This window comes from Arthrobacter sp. S39, from assembly GCF_004320525.1.
Lineage (GTDB): Bacteria > Actinomycetota > Actinomycetes > Actinomycetales > Micrococcaceae > Arthrobacter.
Map to the genome: position 1 here is coordinate 197,866 of NZ_SIHX01000002.1, position 16,495 is coordinate 214,360.

Below are 16,495 nucleotides of genomic sequence, written 5' to 3' on the forward strand. Positions count from 1 at the left end.
TGACCAGAATGAGGTGAGGGCATGACTGACTCTGAGAGCATCAGCAAAGTTACGGACATCATCAACGATTCCCGGATCGGGATGTTGACCACCATCAACGAAGAAGGTGCCCTGGTCAGCCGGCCGTTGGCCGTCCAGGACGTGTTGGACGACGGCGACATGTGGTTCTTCACCGGCCTCGGCACCTCTCAGGTGGCCCATGTCCGGGCTGATCCGCGCGTGAATGTCTCATTTGGTAATCGCACCGAATGGGTTTCCGTGGCCGGAACCGCCGAAGTGGTCACCGACCGAGCCAAGATTCACGAAATGTGGAACCAGGTTGTTGAGGCGTGGTTCCCGGACGGGCCCGACACCCCCGAGGTGTGCCTGCTCCGGGTGGACTCGGACTCCGCCGAATACTGGACCAGCCCCGGCGGGACGGCCGCCACGGTCCTGCAGTGGGTGAAGTCCAAGGTCACCCACAGCCGGATGAGCGTGGGCGAAAGTGGCACCGTAGAGCTGTAAGAAAAGGTGCGGGCTGGCCGTAATTAGCGGTCAGCCCGCCCTTGTTGGCGCTAACATCCCGTGTAGGATAGTATCGAGAACTTTCTGAAACGATGCTTCCCACACGGCGAGGAACTCCAATGACGTACGCTCCTGTCCTGCTTAACAACAACGGCGCCTGGTGCTGGTTTCAGGACGAACGGGCGCTGGTGGATCCGGCGAACAACACGCTCCTGGTGGGATCGGTCGCCGCGCCTGAGGGGCCCGGCGGCGAAAGCCGCGGCGGAAACATCGAGGTGGCGGTCCTGGACCTTGCCACGGGTGAAAGCAAGGTCCACGTCCTCCATGAGCAGCTCGAATCGGATGACCACAACGCGCCGGCCCTGCTGATCCGGCCGGACGGCCGCTACCTGGCGATGTATGCGAAACACAAAACGGACAACTACTCGCGCTGGCGCGTCTCGGTCCGGCCGCATGACGCCAGCGAGTGGGAGGCGGAGCAGGTCTTCGACTGGACCGAACTCGCGGACGGCCGCGGCGCCACCTATTCCAACCTGCACCGCCTCGCCGCTGAGTCGCGGACCTACAACTTCGTCCGTGCCATCAACGATGACCCCACCCTGATGGTTTCCGACGACGACGGCAGCACCTGGAGTTACGGGGGCAAGCTCTTCACCCGGCCCAAGGTGGGCTACGTCAACGGCTACACCCGGTACAGCTCCAACGGCACGGACCGGATCGACCTGATCACCACGGACCACCACCCCCGCGATTTCAACAACAGCATCTACCACGGCTACGTCCAGGGGGACGCGCTCCATGATGCGGCCGGCCAGGTCATCAGCAAGCCCGTGATCGGGTCCGCCGGAGTCAGCCAGGTTGGGCTGACCACCATTTTCGCGGCCGGTACCGAGCTCGACGGCGACGTCCTCACCCACGGCTGGACCGCCGACCTGCGGCGGCAGGGAACCCAGCTCGCCGCGATCATCACCTGCCGGGCCAACGACGTCACCGGTGTCCTTAAGCGGGTCCAGCAGCTCGACGTCGACGATCACCGCCTGCTGTACGCGCGCTTTGACGGCTCGGCCTGGACCCTGCACCCGCTCGCAGTCGCCGGCCCCGGTTACCTGCCGCACGAGCAGGACTACACGGGCCTGGGGGCCGTGGATCCATACGATCTTGACCACGTCTACATCTCGGCCCCGGTGGATCCGCGCTCCGGCCAGCCGACGGAGCACTACGAGATCTATTCCGGACGGACGGCTGACGGCGGCGCAAGCTGGGCCTGGGAGGCCGTCACCGCGGATTCGGCCGTGGACAACCTGCGGCCCATGGTGGTTCCCGGCGACGCCGGCGTGCACGCCCTCTGCTGGTTCCGCGGCTCGATGCGGTCATCGCAGGCGTATGAAACGGAGATTGTCGCCGTCGTCAGGGAGAACGTGGCTGCCGGGTAGCAGGCGGATGGCCGCCCGCTGACCGGAACCGGCTATTTGCCGGCGGTCAGCGCGGCGCGGACGGCCGGCAACAGGACGTCATTCCTGCCCCACGCGGGGTCCAGGATCTCCACGTACCAGGAGTCGGCGAGCAGCAACGCGAGGCTGTCGTTGGTTTCCTCGGCCCAGTCGCGGATCTGGTCCTCGGTAACCGGGTTCTCGCTGGAGCCCAGGACGGTGACCACCTCGCCGCCGTCGAGCGTTACCGGGATTGACGCGCTGCTGGCCTCCCCGGGGGCGTGGGCCACGGTGACGAGTTCGGACCGGGTGGACAGGGCCAGGAGGCCGGCGGCCGTTTCGGCGCTGCAGAATCCTGTGACGTACTGGCGCTGGGCGGTGCCGTCGGCCTGGAGGCCGGGCTGGGATTCCTTGGTGAAGAGGCCGCTCCTGTTGAGGGCGGCCAGTTCGACGGCGATGGGTTCCGTTTCGTCGTCGTAGCGGGCAGTGAAGGTGGCCGGCTGGTACTCGCTGTTGCCTTCGAGCCAACGGGCCGTCAGTTCCCCGGCGGCGTCGAGGGTGGTGGCCTGCCGCCAGGCACCCTTGTCCTCCAGGTTCCTGCCGAACTGATCACGGACTTCCGCTTGTGTGGGTTCCATCCTCGGATGCTACCGGCGTTCTGTCGCGGCACTCCAGTGACAGCGACACAGCACTTAACCTCCGGCTGTCCGGCAGTGCATCAAAAAACCCGCGGCCCGGAATGGGAGCCGCGGGTTTTGATACGCATGGATCGGGCTATTAACCGACCGGCGGCGTCAGGGTAAAGGTGGCTGCCTTGTCGCCGAAGTCGTCGCTGATGTTGATGGTGGTCGGTCCATTCTTGATGTCGAACGCAACGACGCCGCTGTGGACCTGTCCCGCCGTGCTGTCTTCGGCCTGCAGGCCCCCGGTCTCCAGATAGATACCCTCGCCTTCCTTGCCGTCTGCATCGTAGGCCTCGAAGTTTGCGGGGTTCGGGAAACTGGTTCCGGTCAGGGTCTCCCACGAGACCTCCACCAGCAGGAATCCACCGTTGTTCGGCTTCATGTAGGACATGGTGGGAATCTCAGCCACGTAGAGGGAGTCGACGACGGTGACCTTCACCGTGTTGCCCCCGAATACGGTGATGTCGAAGGCGTTCGCATCAGTGCCGGCTCCCTCGGACGGAGCAGGCGCCGCCTTGGTAGCCGCGGTGTCCTCTGCGGCGGCCGACTGGCTGGTCGACTTCTGAAGTTCGTTCACCACGGCGGCAGTGGAGGCAATGGACGCCAGCGTGACCACGGTTCCCACCACCATGCCGAGGACCCAGACGACGCCGGTGATGATCCAGGCCTTCACCTTGTGCTCCGGGTAGCCTTCCAGCGGACGGCCGTCCTTGTCCCTGGTGTTGCCGGTCAGGGTGATGATCAGGTCCACGATGGACCAGATGCCGAGTCCGCCGGCGGTCAGCAGCTTGGCGATGCCGGTGCCGATCTTGCCCAGGTAGAAGCGGTCCACACCCAGGTTGCCCAGGAGCAGGGATAGGAGCCACGTGGTGAGGAAGGACTTTCCCGGACCCGTGGCGTACGGAACGTGTCCATAAGGGCCCTGGTCGGGCCCCGGCTGGTATCCGCCTGGCTGTCCGCCCTGGTAGTACTGGCTTCCGAGGCTGGAGGGTGCATTCGGGATGGGCGGAGCTCCCGCACCGGCGTCATTCTGGGGCGGGTGAGGGTAGCTGGGGTGACTCATGGTTCCTGGATCCTGTTTCTGTTGGCCGACGGCGCTCACAGCACGGGGGATCCATGATCGGCTGCCCCCAGTACCGATGATGCTTCAAAGAGTCTAGACGACGGTTGGGCGCAAGGGGCCCCGAAGTCCCGCGGGCTTCTTCGGCTAGGCAGGCTTGGGCCGCGCGCGTACGTGCATCCGCTCGCCCTGCTGTCCAAACAGGCTGATGAACTCAACGGGCCTGCCGTCGGCGCTGGCGAACCAGTGCGGTGTGTGGGTGTCGAATTCCGCTGCTTCGCCGGGGCGAAGTTCAAAGTCCTTGTCGCCCAGCACCAGGCGCAGCCGTCCGTTGAGGATGTAGAGCCATTCGTAGCCTTCGTGAACGCGGGGGTCGGGCTCGGCCCCGCGGCTATCGCCGTCGAGCACCATCTTGAAAGCCTGCAGGCCGCCTGGGCGGCGGGTGAGGGGAACGGCTGTCATGCCGGCGTGGGTGATGGGCCGGAGGTGGATCCTCGGATCCCCGGTGGGCGGGGCGCCGACCAGATCATCGAGGGGAACGCCGTACAACCTCGCGAGGGGCAGCAGGATTTCGAGGTTTGGCCTGCGCTGGCCGGATTCCAGGCGGGACAGGGTGCTCACCGATACGCCGGATGAGGAGGAGACCTCTCCGAGGGTGAGGTTCCGTTCAGTGCGGAGGGCCCGAAGCCGGGGACCGACCGCACCGAGAACGTCGTCAAGTTCAGTTGGCATTCCGCCATTTTGCCATATTGGCAAGAATGTTTGCCAGCATTTGTTCCTGCGATGGAAGCTGGTGTCACCGCCCAAAGACGCTGGCGGCGAACTTTCAGGACGCGACGAAGGACGAACTTGTATGGACACCACACGGTATGACGTAGTCATTGTTGGCGGCGGTGCGGCGGGACTCAGCGCGGCCACCACTCTGGCCCGGGCGTTGCGCCCGGTGCTGGTCATCGATTCCGGAACTCCACGGAACGCACCGGCGGCCGGGGTGCACGGTTATCTTTCGAGGGACGGCATGAGCCCCGGGGAACTCCTGTCCGTCGGTCGCAGCGAAGTGCACTCCTACGGCGGAACGGTCATTGACGGCGAAGCCGTCTCGGCACGGCGGACATCAGACGGATTCGAGGTGACCCTCGGCGATGGCCGCCGGTTCTCCGGCAGGCGCCTCCTCGTCACCACAGGCTTAACAGACGGACTGCCTGCCATTGACGGGCTCCGGGAGCAGTGGGGAAAGGGCGCGGTGCACTGCCCTTACTGCCACGGCTGGGAAATCCGCGGGCAACGGATCGGAGTGCTGGGCACCGGCCCGCTGTCCGTCCATCAGGCACTGTTGTTCAGGCAGTGGTCCCCTGAGATCACCCTCTTCCTCAATGACACCGTGGAACCCACCGACGAGGAGTGGGAAAAGCTCGCGGCCCGGTCCGTGACGGTCGTTGACGGCGCCGTGGCCTCCATTGACGCAGTCGATGGTGTCCTCACGGGGCTTACGCTCCGCCAGGGCACCTCCTTCGACGTGCAGGCCCTGGCTGTCGGAACCCGGATGGAGGCCAGATCCGCGCTTCTGGAATCACTCGGGCTGGAGTCCCAGGTGCACCCGTCGGGCGTCGGGCGCTTTATCGAGACTGATGCCATGGGTGCCACGGCCGTCCCCGGCGTGTATGCGGCGGGCAACGTCTCAAACCTGATGGCCCAGGTGATCACTGCTGCGGCCGAGGGTGTCATGGCCGGTGCCAGGATCAATGCCGACCTCATCGAGGAGGAAACCCGTTGGGCGGTTGAAGGGCACTTCGGCCCCTTCTCCACAGTGGAAAGGCAAACAGCTTGAACCATCAGACCCACCGGCACTCTGGCAGCCAGGACCAGCACCGCGTCCTGGACCTCGACGCCGAAGTGTTCGGCGGCAACCTCGCAGCGGTCCTGGACATCGCCGGGGTATCGGCCGCGCGCAGCGTCGTTGACCTCGGCGCAGGCACTGGCGCAGGCAGCCGGCTTCTGCGTGCCCGGTACCCTGACGCGTCGCTGACGTGCATAGACAACGACCCGCAGATGCTCGGACTGCTGCGCGGGCAGGGGTTCGCCGTGCTCGAGGCAGACCTGGACCACGGCTTCCCCGTGCTGGCCCGCTCCCTGGTCACCGCGGATGCGGCAGAGGCAGCGGATACAAAGGCCAACGCGCCGGTTGACCTGGTGTGGGCATCGTCCTCGCTGCACCACGTCGCCAACCCTGCCCGGCTGCTGTCGGGGGTCCGCCGCGCACTGGCGCCGGGTGGGGTGCTGGTCGTCGTCGAGCTCGCCACGCTGCCACGCTTCCTCAGCGGCCCGCCCGGGGCGCTGCTGGAGCAGCGCTGCCACGCCGCTGCGGCGGCCGAGGGGTGGAACCGCCACCCGGACTGGACGTCGGTTATCGAAGCCGCGGGGTTCAGTGTCACGCGGTCCGAGGTGACAACAACCGCACCCGTGACTCCGGCTGCCAGGGAGTACGCCCGGCAGTGGTTCGCGCGCTTCCCGCAGCTGGCGGCCCTGACCGCAGACGACCGCGGCGACGTGGAAAACCTGCTGGAGCAGGTCTTCGGCGACATCGAACTGGAACCCCGGGCCACCCGGAGCGTCTGGGTTGCCACCCCGGCTGAGCCAGGAGCACCCACATGATCTAGTGCGACGCCGCGTTGGCGCCAGCGCGCTCAGTCGGCGGCGGCCGGGATTCCTGCTGCTTTTTCGGCTTCCGTCAGGGCCAGGCGCAGGCGCGCGACGGCGGGGACGTACCCCTGCTGGGGGACCGTCCGGAGCTGCTCGGCGTCCCGCATTGCCCTGATCACTGCGGCGGTTTCGGGCTGCCGGACGTCGGTCATGGCCGGGTAGTCGATGCAGTATGCAGGGTCCAGCTCGTAGCGGCTCCAGCGGGCAAGGAGTGTGGTGTGTTCAGCCTGCGCGGCCGTATGGAGGGGCAGTTCCTGCCTGCGCTGCCGCCGGCTGGTGTGCCACGCCATGATCCGGGGATGGCCCCGGTAGGCGGCGACGCCTGTTGCCCCGCCCACCGCGGCGAGCACCAGCCCCGACCATGGCGAGGCCAGCGTGGGGATCAGGAGCGCGGGGACTGCCACGGCCGAGCCCATAAATAGGTCCCAGAACAGCGTGTCCGAAGCGCGGCCGGCCGGCTCCGGCGCGGAGTGCAGGCGTACCGCAAAAACCGTTGCCGCTACCGCGCAGGCCAGTACGGCTCCCCAGAACAACAGCTGCCAGGCTCCCGAAAGGACGGATTCCAACAAGTCGGCCACCGCGGCACCTCCAGCGTCAGGCCCGGCCCAGGACTCCGGGTTGCTACTTCCATTCCAGCCCCTGCGGCCATCCGGGTCAATGGGCAGGCTCCCGGGCACATGCGGCGCCGGGATGAGGAGCTACTGAGCAGTGGCGGCACCGCGTAGCGTGGGACCATGCGACTCAAAATGTGCAGCATCCATGTCCAGGACCCCGCCGCCGCCCACACGTTCTACACGCAGACCCTGGGTTTTGAGACCCTGATGGCCATGCCCGAATACAACCTGTTCATCGTCAAGGACCCGGGCGCGGAAGCCGGTTCGGTGGGCCTCCTGCTGGAGCCCAGCGACAACCCGATCGGGGCAAACTACATGAACGCCCTGCACGACGCCGGAATCCCGGCCATCGTCTTCGGCGTTCCGGATGTCCAGGCTGAGTACAGCCGGCTCATCGAGGCAGGCGTGGCGTTCAAGGGTGAACCGTCCGAGGACCCTTCCGGAATCAGCGCGGTGTTCGACGACGGCTGCGGCAACTTCGTGCAGCTGCACCAGGACTGACGCCCGCCGGGAGTAGAGGCCGGGTACAACAAAGGCTTGTCCGCGGATCCGGCCCCTGAAGGTTCGGATCCGCGAACAAGCCCAGGTTCGCGGAGCGAAACGGCCTACTCGGCCTTGGCGCGGGCCTTCTTGGCGTCCTTCTTGGCTGCCTCGTCCTTGACCCGCTGGGCCTCGGCGCGGACGGCTGCGTGGGTGGAGCGCTCGGTGACCAGCCACGCCGGGGGAGCCTGCAGCAGCGCGGTGATTTCCGCCGTCGTCAGCGCCTCCTCAACACCCCCGCGGGCCAGGCCGCTGATGGAGACGTTCAGTTTCTGGGCCACCACGGGGCGCGGGTGCGGCCCGTTGCGGCGGAGTTCCGCGAGCCACTCCGGCGGGTTGGCCTGGAGCTCGGCGAAATCGGCGCGGGTAATGGTTGAATCCTGGAACTCCTGCGGTGTTGCGGGCAGGTAGATGCCAAGCTTCTTGGCAACGGTGGCCGGCTTCATGGACTGGGAGTTTGCAGAGGTCATGCTTCAAGGGTATCCGGGCGGGCGGTACTGTGAAGACGTGCCCGCTGACAATGAATCCCCGCAGAACCCCAGCCCCTCCGAATCAACGGAGGAAGAGGCCCCGCGGGTGCTTCGTTTCGCCTACGTCGCCGGCGTCACGCCGGGCAAATGGATCCGCCGCTGGGAAGAGCGGGTGCTGGACATCCCGCTGCAGTCCTTTATGTCCGACGACGGCGCGCAGCTGCAGGTGCTGCGTGACGGTTCCGCGGACCTCAGCTTCGTCCGGCTCCCCGTGGAGCGCGAAGGCCTCAGTGTGATTCCCCTGTATGAGGAGCAGCCCGTGGTGGTGGCTCCCAAGGGGCACGAGATCTCGGTGTTTGAGGAAGTTGCCCTGGCCGACCTGGCCCAGGAGACGTTCCTGGATGTGGCTGAACTTGGCGGCGCGGAAATGGCCATGCAGGTGGTGGCGTCCGGGGCGGGCCTGATCATTCTCCCGATGTCCGTGGCACGCCACTTCAACGTCAAGGACACCGTGGCGAGGCGCCTGACCGGTGCCCCCGCCACGGAAATCGCGGTGGCGTGGCTGAGCGACTCGACGGATGAAATCATCGAGGAGTTCATCGGCATTGTCCGTGGCCGTACGGCACAGAGCTCCCGGCAGCCGTCAGCCCAGCAGGAGAAGCCCAAGAAGGAACCGAAGCCGGACCGGCGGGGGCCTGCCGTCAAGAAGCCGAAGGTGGCCCAGCGCTACGCCCCCAACCCCGACAAGGGCCGGGGCAAGGGATCGCGGAAAAAGGGCAAGCGCTAGGCCGTTCGGAAAGGGCTCAGTCGTCGTACGTGTTGGCGATGTAGACGTCGCAGGGGGCATTGTGCGCCACGCTGTTGGCCACGCTGCCCAGGACCCGGCCGATGCCGCGCATCCTCCTGTTGCCCACCACAATCATGGCGGCATCCAGGCGGGTTGCTTCCTTAATAAGGGCCTCGGCCGGCTTGCCGCGGGCGGCTGAAAAAGTCACGTCCAGCGCCTGCCCGGCTGAACCGGCAAGCTTCTTGGCGACGCGCTCGGCACTGTCGGCCTCGGAGATGACGATCTGGTCCGTGCCGCGGCCGATAACCTCCGCCCGCTCACTCTCGAACGCGGTCACAACGTGAAGCGAGGCTCCCAGGGCTACCGCCAGGTCCCGTGCGCATTCGGCGGCTTTGCTGGCCGTTTCGCTGCTGTCGACTCCAACGACGATAACTCCACCCATGTTGCTGCTCCTTCGTTTGCTGAAACCAGCAGTCGTCCACCGCTGGACGCTGCGGGCGCCGGACACCGGCAGCTTCAACGAGGATACAGAGGGTCAGCAGCGGCCGCATGTGTGGCGAGGAATAATAAGCATACTTGCAATAGGCATGGTAAGCATGCTTATGGTGGAGGCGGAAGTGATGCACCAATTGGGGCGACGTTGCGCCCGATCCGCCATCCACAGGAGGCAGCGGCCGATGACCAGCAATCTTGATCCAGATGCCCGGAACAGCTACCGCCTGCTGACGCTCGCCGCACGGATGGTCCAGCGCCGGCAGGATGACGCGCTCGCGCCGCTGGGCCTGACCCGGGCCGCCGTCATAGCCCTCGAGGGGCTTGCTGACGGACCCCTTAATCAGGAGCAGCTGGCGGAAGTGGTCCACGTGCAGAGCCAGACCCTCGGACGTGTCCTGCTCCGGCTTGAGGGAACGGGCCACATTACGCGGACGCGGCAGGCGGTTGACCGGAGGCAGTTCCGGGTGGAGCTTACCGAAGCGGGCGCGGCCGCCCTGGCTGCCGCGGGGCAGGCCGAAATCCGCGCCTATCCGCAGGACCCGGCCATCGGCTGGAAGGTGCTCCAGCAGGAGCTGGCCAAGCTGGTGGGTTCCCTGCCGAGCCCGGGGCCGGACTCCGCCGTCGTGCCGTTCCCGGAGCATGACGACCGGCGCGCCCGCCACACGGGAGACCATGCCCCCAACCTCCACGGAGTGGACAACCTCGACAACTGGCGCGGATGACCAGCACCGCGCCCTTTAATCAGACGGGAATTAGGCGGGGCAGGCTGCCTTCAGGGCGGTGACTGACTCGGCCGGAACCTGGTCGCCGGCATCCGCGATCTGGCCCAGCGGCGTCGTAATCTCGGCGGGGACGCCGGCTGTTTCGGCGGCTGCTACCAGCCCGCCGAGCGCCGCCTGGTCCTCCACACTGACCAGGCCGTCCTGGATCACCGCGCAGACCTGCCTGGTCACTTCATCGGCCGCGGCGGTGGCAACCTTGGAGGCGGCGTCGCTGGCCGCCGTTTCGGCGGCCTCCTGCACGGATCCGCAGCCGGCGAGGACGAGCATCAGGGGGACGGCGGACAGGGCAGCAAGGCAGCGTTTCATTCATCCAGCCTAACGGCGCGGAAAAATCCTCAGATTCAACATCGTTGGATTGTTGAACAATTTAGGGTTTTAGGGCATTCTTGGTAGAGCACACCCATGAGATGAGGATCACAATGGCAAGCATCGACCTGAACAGTGACGTAGGCGAATCATTCGGGCGCTGGACGCTCGGCGATGATTCGGCCATGTTCCGCTCCGTCAGCAGCGCCAATGTGGCGTGCGGTTTCCATGCCGGCGATCCCAGCGTCATCAGGGCCACCTGCCGCAAGGCTGCGGCCGCCAACGTGGTCATCGGCGCGCACGTGGGCTACCGGGACCTGGCAGGCTTCGGCCGCCGTTTCCTGGACATCAGCCCGGGCGAACTCGCTGACGACGTGGTCTACCAGCTCGGCGCCCTGCAGGCCCTGGCGGCCGCAGAGGGTGCCCGGGTCCGGTACGTGAAACCCCACGGCGGCCTCTACAACGCCATCGTCCACCACACCGCCCAGGCGCAGGCCGTGGTGGACGCCGTGAAATCCGTTGACCCTTCACTTCCCATCCTTGGCCTGCCGGGGTCCGAAGTGGTCCGGCTGGCCGAAGCCGCCGGACTGCGGCCCGTCACGGAGGCCTTCGCGGACCGGGCCTACAACCCGGACGGCACCCTGGTGTCCCGTTCCCTGCCCGGCGCCGTGCTGGATGACCCGGCCCAGGTGGCCGAGCACGTGCTCCGGATGGCCACCGAATCATCCGTCCGCGCCGTTGACGGCTCTGTCCTGAAAATCCACGCCGAAAGCATCTGCGTCCACGGTGACTCCCCGGGGGCCGTGGAAATGGCCACCGCGGTCAGAGCCGCTCTTGCGGCCGCCGGCGTCACCATTTCGGCATTCGCCTGAGCCGCGGAATGATTCCCATGGAAACAGTCAGCGAAACCAGCGCGGCAGCCCGCGTGCTCGCCGTCCGGCCGGTAGGCACGACGGCGGTGCTCGCCGAACTCTCCGGCCTCCACGACGTGCTGGCCCTTCAGGCCCTGCTCCTGGAGGAGCCGCTGCCCGGCCAGGTGGACGTCCTCGCGGCCGCCGAAACCGTGATGGTCAAGGCGGACTCACCCGCCGCCGCCCGCCGGATGGGTGCCCTGCTGCTGGGGATGGACCTGGCGGTCCAGTCCCATGCCGAAGGGAAGCTGGTGCAGATCGATACCGTGTACGACGGCGAGGACCTCGCCGAAGTAGCGCGGCTCACCGGCCTCAGCGCCGAGGGCGTCGTCGCCGCCCACACCGGACAGATCTGGACCGTGGCCTTCGGCGGCTTCGCCCCGGGCTTTGGCTACATGGTGGGCGAGAACCAGGCTCTGGAAGTACCGCGCCGGAGCTCGCCCCGGACTGCCGTCCCCGCAGGTTCCGTTGCGCTGGCCGGCAACTACTCCGCTGTATACCCGCGGAAGTCCCCGGGCGGCTGGCAGCTGATCGGCCGCACCGCCGCGCACATGTGGGACCTCAGCCGCGAACAGCCGGCCCTGGCGGCACCGGGAGACCGCGTGCAGTTCCGGGCAGTGCGCGAGCTCGTTGAAGTTGCCCAACCCGCCGCTTCCGATACGGGCGCCGCGGACATCCAGTCCGGCCTGCGGATCCTCTCGCCGGGACTGCAGAGCCTGATCCAGGACCTCGGCCGTCCCGGCCACGCCGGCTTGGGCGTCTCCTCCGCCGGAGCCCTGGACCGTTCCTCCGTGCGCCGCGCCAACCGGATCGTGGGCAACCAGCCGTCCGCCGCCGTCGTCGAATCCGTTGCCGGCGGGCTGCGCGTGCAGGCCGTGGGGGACCAGGTGCTGGCGGTCGCCGGCGCACCGTCGGCACTGACTGTGGTGACGCCGTCGGACGGTCCCGACATGGACGGCGCGGACGACGGCGGGCAGCCGGAGCAGGTGCGCACCGTACCCATGGCCACGGCGTTTGCCCTGCTCGACGGCGAGATCCTGACCGTCGGGGCGCCGGAGCGCGGCTTCCGCAGCTACCTCGCCATCCGCGGCGGAGCGATGGCTGACGCGGTGCTGGGCAGCCGGTCCACGGACACGATGTCCGGGATCGGGCCTGCGCCGCTGGCAGCCGGGCAGCTGCTGGCCGCGGGGGTGGCCACGTCCTCCAACGTGGTGGGCAGCCCCGAACTGCAGCCGGAGTTTCCGGACACCGGCGTCACCGTACTGGACATCGTGCCCGGCCCGCGCGACGACTGGTTCGACGCCGCCGCGCTGGAGTCGCTCTGCAGCCAGGACTGGGCCGTGACGCCCCGCTCCAACCGGGTGGGCATGCGCCTGGACGGAACGCCGCTGAGCCGGAGCCGGGACGGCGAACTGCCCAGCGAAGGCACCATGGCCGGTGCGCTGCAGATCCCGCCCGAAGGCCAGCCCGTGCTGTTCCTGGCCGACCACCCCATCACCGGCGGCTACCCGGTCATCGGTGTGGTGGTGGACCACCAGCTGGACCTGGCCGCCCAGGTCCCCATCGGCGGCTCCATCCGGTTCCGCTGGGCTCCCGGCTACGGGCTGCCCACCAGCTTTTCTTCCCCCGACGTTTCCCAGACAAAAGTGAGCAACTGATGCGCAAGGTCCTGATCGCCAACCGCGGAGAAATCGCCGTCCGCATTGCCCGTGCCTGCGAGGACGCCGGCCTGGAATCCGTGGCCGTGTACGCGGACGTGGATGCCGATGCCATGCACGTGGCCGCCGCCACCGAGGCCTACAGCCTGGGCGGCAACGCGCCGTCGGAAACCTACCTGGACATCCCCAAACTGCTGCAGGCAGCCGCCGATTCCGGTGCCGACGCCATCCACCCCGGCTACGGCTTCCTGTCCGAGAACGCCGGCTTTGCCCAGGCGGTCCTGGATGCGGGCCTGACCTGGATCGGCCCCACCCCGGAGGCCATCCGGCAGCTGGGCAACAAGATCACCGCGCGAGAGATCGCCGTCCGCGCCGGAGCCCCGTTGGTGGCCGGCAGCGACGGCCCGGTGGACTCGGCCGCCGAGGCCCGCGCATTTGCTGAAATGCACGGCCTGCCCATCGCCATCAAGGCGGCCTTCGGCGGCGGCGGACGCGGACTCAAAGTGGTCCGCGAGATGGACCAGATCGAGGAATCCTTCGATTCGGCCGTCCGCGAAGCAGTGGTGGCCTTCGGCCGCGGCGAGTGCTTTGTGGAGCGGTACCTGGACCGGCCCCGGCACGTGGAAGCCCAGGTCCTGGCCGACCAGCACGGCAACGTGGTGGTGGTGGGCACCCGCGACTGCTCGCTGCAGCGCCGGCACCAGAAACTCGTGGAAGAGGCCCCCGCCCCGTTCCTGACCGACGAGCAGACCCGGCAGATTTACGACGCCGCCAAGGCAGTCTGCCGCGAAGCCTCCTACTCCGGGGCCGGCACGGTGGAGTTCCTGGTGGCCGCCGACGGCACCGTGGCATTCCTCGAGGTGAACACCCGCCTGCAGGTGGAGCACCCCATCACCGAGGAGACCACCGGCATCGACCTGGTCCAGGAGCAGCTCAGCATCGCCGCCGGCGAGCCGCTGCGCTTCACCGCCGATCCCGCACCGCGCGGCCACTCCTTCGAATTCCGGCTCAACGCCGAGGACGTGGGACGGGGCTTCCTGCCGTCGCCCGGAACCATCGCCACGTTCAGCGGTCCCACGGGTCCGGGTATCCGGCTGGACTCCGGGGTCCGCTCCGGCTCCATCGTGGCGCCGCAGTTCGATTCGCTGCTGGCCAAGCTGATCGTCACCGGCGCCGACCGCCAGCAGGCGCTCCGCCGGGCCCGCCGTGCCCTCGCGGAAATGGAAATCACCGGTGTGGCCACCGTCCTGCCGTTCCACCGCGCCGTGGTCCAGGCGCCGGACTTCACCTCGGAGACGGCACTCGGCATCCACACCCGCTGGATCGAAACTGACTTCGCCGATTCCATCGCGGCGGACCCGGAATACGGCACGTCCGTCCCCGACGGTGCGCGGCGAACCATCACCGTTGACGTCGATGGCCGGCGCCTCGCCGTCGGCCTTCCCGCTGACCTGCTGGATGGCTGGGCGCGGTCCGGCGGCGCTGTGCCCGCGGGGGTTTCCTTTGACGGGGAGCACGACGGCGGTGCTGCCGCCGGCGCCGCTGATCCCGGTGAGCTTCGGGCTGGCATGTCCGGCACGGTGGTGAAGTGGCTCGTGGAGCCCGGCGCCGAGGTTTCCGCCGGCGATCCCGTGGTGGTGCTCGAAGCCATGAAGATGGAAACCCAGGTGGCAGCGCACCGTGACGGGACGGTCACCGACGTCAGGGCCCAATCCGGCGGCGTCGTGATGGCCGGAGCCGTGCTGGCACTGATCGGCTGACGCCAAAAGGGAGTCCGCCCAGTGCCTTTGCTGGGCGGACTCCCTTGCTGTTGGACCTTTAGTCGGTGTGGTTGGCGAGTGCCACCAGGACGCCTGCGATGGCGAAGTACTTGTTGCTGCCGAGATCCCGGATGGTCTTGATGCCGAGGCTGGCGAACAGCTCGTTGTGGCGTTCTGTCACCCCCGCCAGTGCAGACGGAGGCGAGTCCAGGAGTTCTTCGAGGCTCTTGTTCTCGTAGTCTTTGTCGAGTTTCTTACCAAGCTCAATGGAAACGGCCATCTTCATCCTTTTGCGTGAACGAATCAGTCAAAATCCTGCAGCGATGGCTCCAGCCTCCACCGCGGATTCTGGGAATCCAGGTGGTCCCCGGCGCCCTGCCCGCAACGCTAGCGCAGCTTGGGCCGAAGCGGGAGGGGTGCGCCGGTAATTTCCTCAGCCATGCCGTGGCTGAGCCCCGGCGTTCAGCGCAGGCTGGCCGCCGGTGCGCCGAGAATGCTGTCCAGCAGGCCGTTGCGGAACTTGCCGGCGGGATCGTGCTCCCCGGCCAGGGGGCGGAAATCGGCGAACCTCGGGTACAGCGCCTCCCAGTCGTGGCCGGCCGGGGTGAACAGTTTGCCCCAGTGCGGCCGTGCCCCGAACGGGCGGAGCAGTTCCTCCAGCTCCGGCAGGACGGCCTCCACCTCGGCCTGAAGCGGCTTCCACGTGAAGTGCAGGGCCACGCTCTGCTGGCGGTAGAACGGGCTGAGCCAGAACTCGTCGGCGGCGCCGGTGCGGATTTCGGAGACGAACAGCAGCGGCGCCAGCTTGCCCGCGAGGCCGCGGACAGCCTGGATGGCTGCGGGTCCGTGCTCCAGGGGCAGGATGTATTCGCTCTGCAGTTCCTCGCCGTTGCTGGGCGTGAATTCGTGGCGGAAGTGCGGCAGCCGGTCCAGCCACGGGCCGGGTTCGTCCAGCTGCGCCGTGCAGTTTTCGCCGGACATTCCGGGCAGCGGGTGGCGGGCTTCCACTGCCGGGGTGGCGCCGAAGAGGTCGGTCAGGGCAGGGTCCGAATCGAGGGCCTTGAGCCACACCTGGTTGATGTCCTCTCCGGCGTAGTCGGTGAAGAGGCTGACGCTGTAGGCGCTGGATACCAGGGCAGGGAAGTCAGCCAGGGCCCGTTCCCACGGCAGGTTTTCCAGGACCCGCTGCCGCATCTGGAAGCTGGGCCGGACGGACAGTTCCAGGCCGGTGACGATGCCCAGCGCGCCGAGGCCCACCACGCTGCCCAGGAATTCGTCCCCGTCCGCGCGGGACAGGGACACCTGCTCGCCGGAGGCGCGGACCAGGTCAATGCGTTCGACGGCGCCGGCCAGGGAGGGGTTGTCCACTCCCGAGCCGTGCGTCCCCGTCTGGATGGCTCCGGCCACCGAAATGTGGGGCAGGGACGCGAGGTTGTGGATGGCGACGCCGGACTTTTCCAGCGTCCGGCACAGTGCTCCGTAGCTGATGCCGCCGCTGACGCGGACGGTCTGCCGCTCCGAATCAAGCTCGATCTCCTGGGGCAGGGCGTCCAGCAGGATGTGGACGCCGTCGGTATCGCCCACGCGGTTGAACGAGTGCCGCGACCCGAGGGCCTTCACCCGGGAGACGCCGGCCACCACCTCGGCGAGCCCGGCCACCGAGTCCGGACGATGGACTTCGGCGGAGGAGTATTCGAGGTTTCCTGCCCAGTTCTTCATTGGATCGCTTTCCGGTGGAGGGTGTGGCTTCCACGCTACTTTGCTCAAGAAAGTTGTCAAGGATTTCGTAAAGTTT

19 protein-coding genes are annotated in these 16,495 nt (G+C 67.5%); 10 read left to right on the forward strand and 9 right to left on the reverse strand.

The window, feature by feature from the left end; all coding sequences use genetic code 11:
- Positions 1–21: 21 nt before the first annotated feature.
- Together EYS21_RS04840 and EYS21_RS04845 are read left to right on the forward strand one after the other, a co-directional pair.
- Positions 22–504, forward strand: a complete 483-nt coding sequence (locus tag EYS21_RS04840) for a pyridoxamine 5'-phosphate oxidase family protein (protein WP_131132072.1) — start codon at positions 22–24, stop codon at positions 502–504.
- Positions 505–623: 119 nt separating this feature from the next.
- On the forward strand, positions 624–1,937 hold the full coding sequence (locus tag EYS21_RS04845) for a BNR-4 repeat-containing protein (protein WP_131132073.1): 1,314 nt from the start codon (positions 624–626) through the stop codon (positions 1,935–1,937).
- 32 nt (positions 1,938–1,969) lie between these two features.
- On the opposite strand, the gene EYS21_RS04850 is transcribed toward EYS21_RS04845, so the two are convergent.
- The 3 genes from EYS21_RS04850 to EYS21_RS04860 form a co-directional block, all read right to left on the reverse strand.
- Positions 1,970–2,572, reverse strand: a complete 603-nt coding sequence (locus EYS21_RS04850) for a hypothetical protein (protein ID WP_131132074.1) — start codon at positions 2,570–2,572, stop codon at positions 1,970–1,972.
- 139 nt (positions 2,573–2,711) lie between these two features.
- The gene (locus EYS21_RS04855; RefSeq protein ID WP_131132075.1) at positions 2,712–3,680 is read right to left on the reverse strand and encodes a TM2 domain-containing protein; all 969 of its coding nucleotides are present in this window, start codon (positions 3,678–3,680) and stop codon (positions 2,712–2,714) included.
- A gap of 144 nt (positions 3,681–3,824) precedes the next feature.
- Complete coding sequence (locus EYS21_RS04860) at positions 3,825–4,409, reverse strand: XRE family transcriptional regulator (RefSeq protein ID WP_131132076.1); 585 nt, start codon at positions 4,407–4,409, stop codon at positions 3,825–3,827.
- Positions 4,410–4,530: 121 nt separating this feature from the next.
- Between EYS21_RS04860 and EYS21_RS04865 the strand changes: the two genes are divergently transcribed.
- Positions 4,531–5,505 (forward strand): NAD(P)/FAD-dependent oxidoreductase, encoded by a 975-nt coding sequence (locus EYS21_RS04865; RefSeq protein ID WP_131132077.1) that lies wholly within the window; start codon positions 4,531–4,533, stop codon positions 5,503–5,505.
- Positions 5,502–6,329 (forward strand): methyltransferase, encoded by an 828-nt coding sequence (locus tag EYS21_RS04870; protein ID WP_131132078.1) that lies wholly within the window; start codon positions 5,502–5,504, stop codon positions 6,327–6,329. The genes EYS21_RS04865 and EYS21_RS04870 overlap by 4 nt, the downstream gene beginning before the upstream one ends.
- A 32-nt stretch (positions 6,330–6,361) precedes the next feature.
- On the opposite strand, the gene EYS21_RS04875 is transcribed toward EYS21_RS04870, so the two are convergent.
- Positions 6,362–6,955 carry a hypothetical protein gene (locus tag EYS21_RS04875; RefSeq protein WP_242633292.1) on the reverse strand — a complete coding sequence of 198 codons (594 nt, stop codon included), beginning with the start codon at positions 6,953–6,955 and terminating at the stop codon, positions 6,362–6,364.
- Positions 6,956–7,111: 156 nt separating this feature from the next.
- Between EYS21_RS04875 and EYS21_RS04880 the strand changes: the two genes are divergently transcribed.
- Positions 7,112–7,492 (forward strand): VOC family protein, encoded by a 381-nt coding sequence (locus tag EYS21_RS04880; protein ID WP_131132079.1) that lies wholly within the window; start codon positions 7,112–7,114, stop codon positions 7,490–7,492.
- A 104-nt stretch (positions 7,493–7,596) separates the two neighbouring features.
- Here EYS21_RS04880 and EYS21_RS04885 read toward each other — a convergent pair whose 3' ends face one another.
- Positions 7,597–8,001: a DUF5997 family protein gene (locus tag EYS21_RS04885; RefSeq protein ID WP_066288419.1), complete on the reverse strand. Its 405-nt coding sequence runs from the start codon at positions 7,999–8,001 to the stop codon at positions 7,597–7,599.
- A gap of 37 nt (positions 8,002–8,038) precedes the next feature.
- Here EYS21_RS04885 and EYS21_RS04890 point away from each other — a divergent pair, with 37 nt between their 5' ends.
- A complete protein-coding gene (locus EYS21_RS04890; RefSeq protein ID WP_242633293.1) occupies positions 8,039–8,788 on the forward strand; it encodes a LysR family substrate-binding domain-containing protein in 750 nt (249 codons plus the stop codon).
- Positions 8,789–8,804: 16 nt separating this feature from the next.
- Here the strand turns inward: EYS21_RS04890 and EYS21_RS04895 are convergent, their stop codons facing one another.
- A complete protein-coding gene (locus tag EYS21_RS04895) occupies positions 8,805–9,230 on the reverse strand; it encodes a universal stress protein (RefSeq protein WP_131132080.1) in 426 nt (141 codons plus the stop codon).
- Between the two features lie 235 nt (positions 9,231–9,465).
- Between EYS21_RS04895 and EYS21_RS04900 the strand changes: the two genes are divergently transcribed.
- Positions 9,466–10,005 carry a MarR family transcriptional regulator gene (locus EYS21_RS04900; protein WP_131132081.1) on the forward strand — a complete coding sequence of 180 codons (540 nt, stop codon included), beginning with the start codon at positions 9,466–9,468 and terminating at the stop codon, positions 10,003–10,005.
- A 30-nt stretch (positions 10,006–10,035) separates the two neighbouring features.
- Here the strand turns inward: EYS21_RS04900 and EYS21_RS04905 are convergent, their stop codons facing one another.
- A complete protein-coding gene (locus EYS21_RS04905) occupies positions 10,036–10,371 on the reverse strand; it encodes a hypothetical protein (protein ID WP_131132082.1) in 336 nt (111 codons plus the stop codon).
- Between the two features lie 113 nt (positions 10,372–10,484).
- Between EYS21_RS04905 and EYS21_RS04910 the strand changes: the two genes are divergently transcribed.
- Genes EYS21_RS04910 through EYS21_RS04920 form a run of 3 tightly spaced genes read left to right on the forward strand, consistent with a single transcriptional unit; the run spans position 10,485 to position 14,700 of the window.
- On the forward strand, positions 10,485–11,243 hold the full coding sequence (locus tag EYS21_RS04910) for a 5-oxoprolinase subunit PxpA (RefSeq protein ID WP_131132083.1): 759 nt from the start codon (positions 10,485–10,487) through the stop codon (positions 11,241–11,243).
- Between the two features lie 17 nt (positions 11,244–11,260).
- Positions 11,261–12,940 (forward strand): carboxyltransferase domain-containing protein, encoded by a 1,680-nt coding sequence (locus EYS21_RS04915; RefSeq protein WP_131132084.1) that lies wholly within the window; start codon positions 11,261–11,263, stop codon positions 12,938–12,940.
- Entirely contained in the window at positions 12,940–14,700 is a 1,761-nt protein-coding gene (locus tag EYS21_RS04920) for a biotin carboxylase N-terminal domain-containing protein (RefSeq protein ID WP_131132085.1), read from the forward strand. The genes EYS21_RS04915 and EYS21_RS04920 overlap by 1 nt, the downstream gene beginning before the upstream one ends.
- 58 nt (positions 14,701–14,758) lie before the next feature.
- Here EYS21_RS04920 and EYS21_RS04925 read toward each other — a convergent pair whose 3' ends face one another.
- Together EYS21_RS04925 and EYS21_RS04930 are read right to left on the reverse strand one after the other, a co-directional pair.
- Entirely contained in the window at positions 14,759–14,980 is a 222-nt protein-coding gene (locus EYS21_RS04925; RefSeq protein WP_131132086.1) for a hypothetical protein, read from the reverse strand.
- 182 nt (positions 14,981–15,162) lie between these two features.
- Entirely contained in the window at positions 15,163–16,419 is a 1,257-nt protein-coding gene (locus EYS21_RS04930) for a D-arabinono-1,4-lactone oxidase (RefSeq protein ID WP_131132087.1), read from the reverse strand.
- Positions 16,420–16,495: the final 76 nt, after the last annotated feature.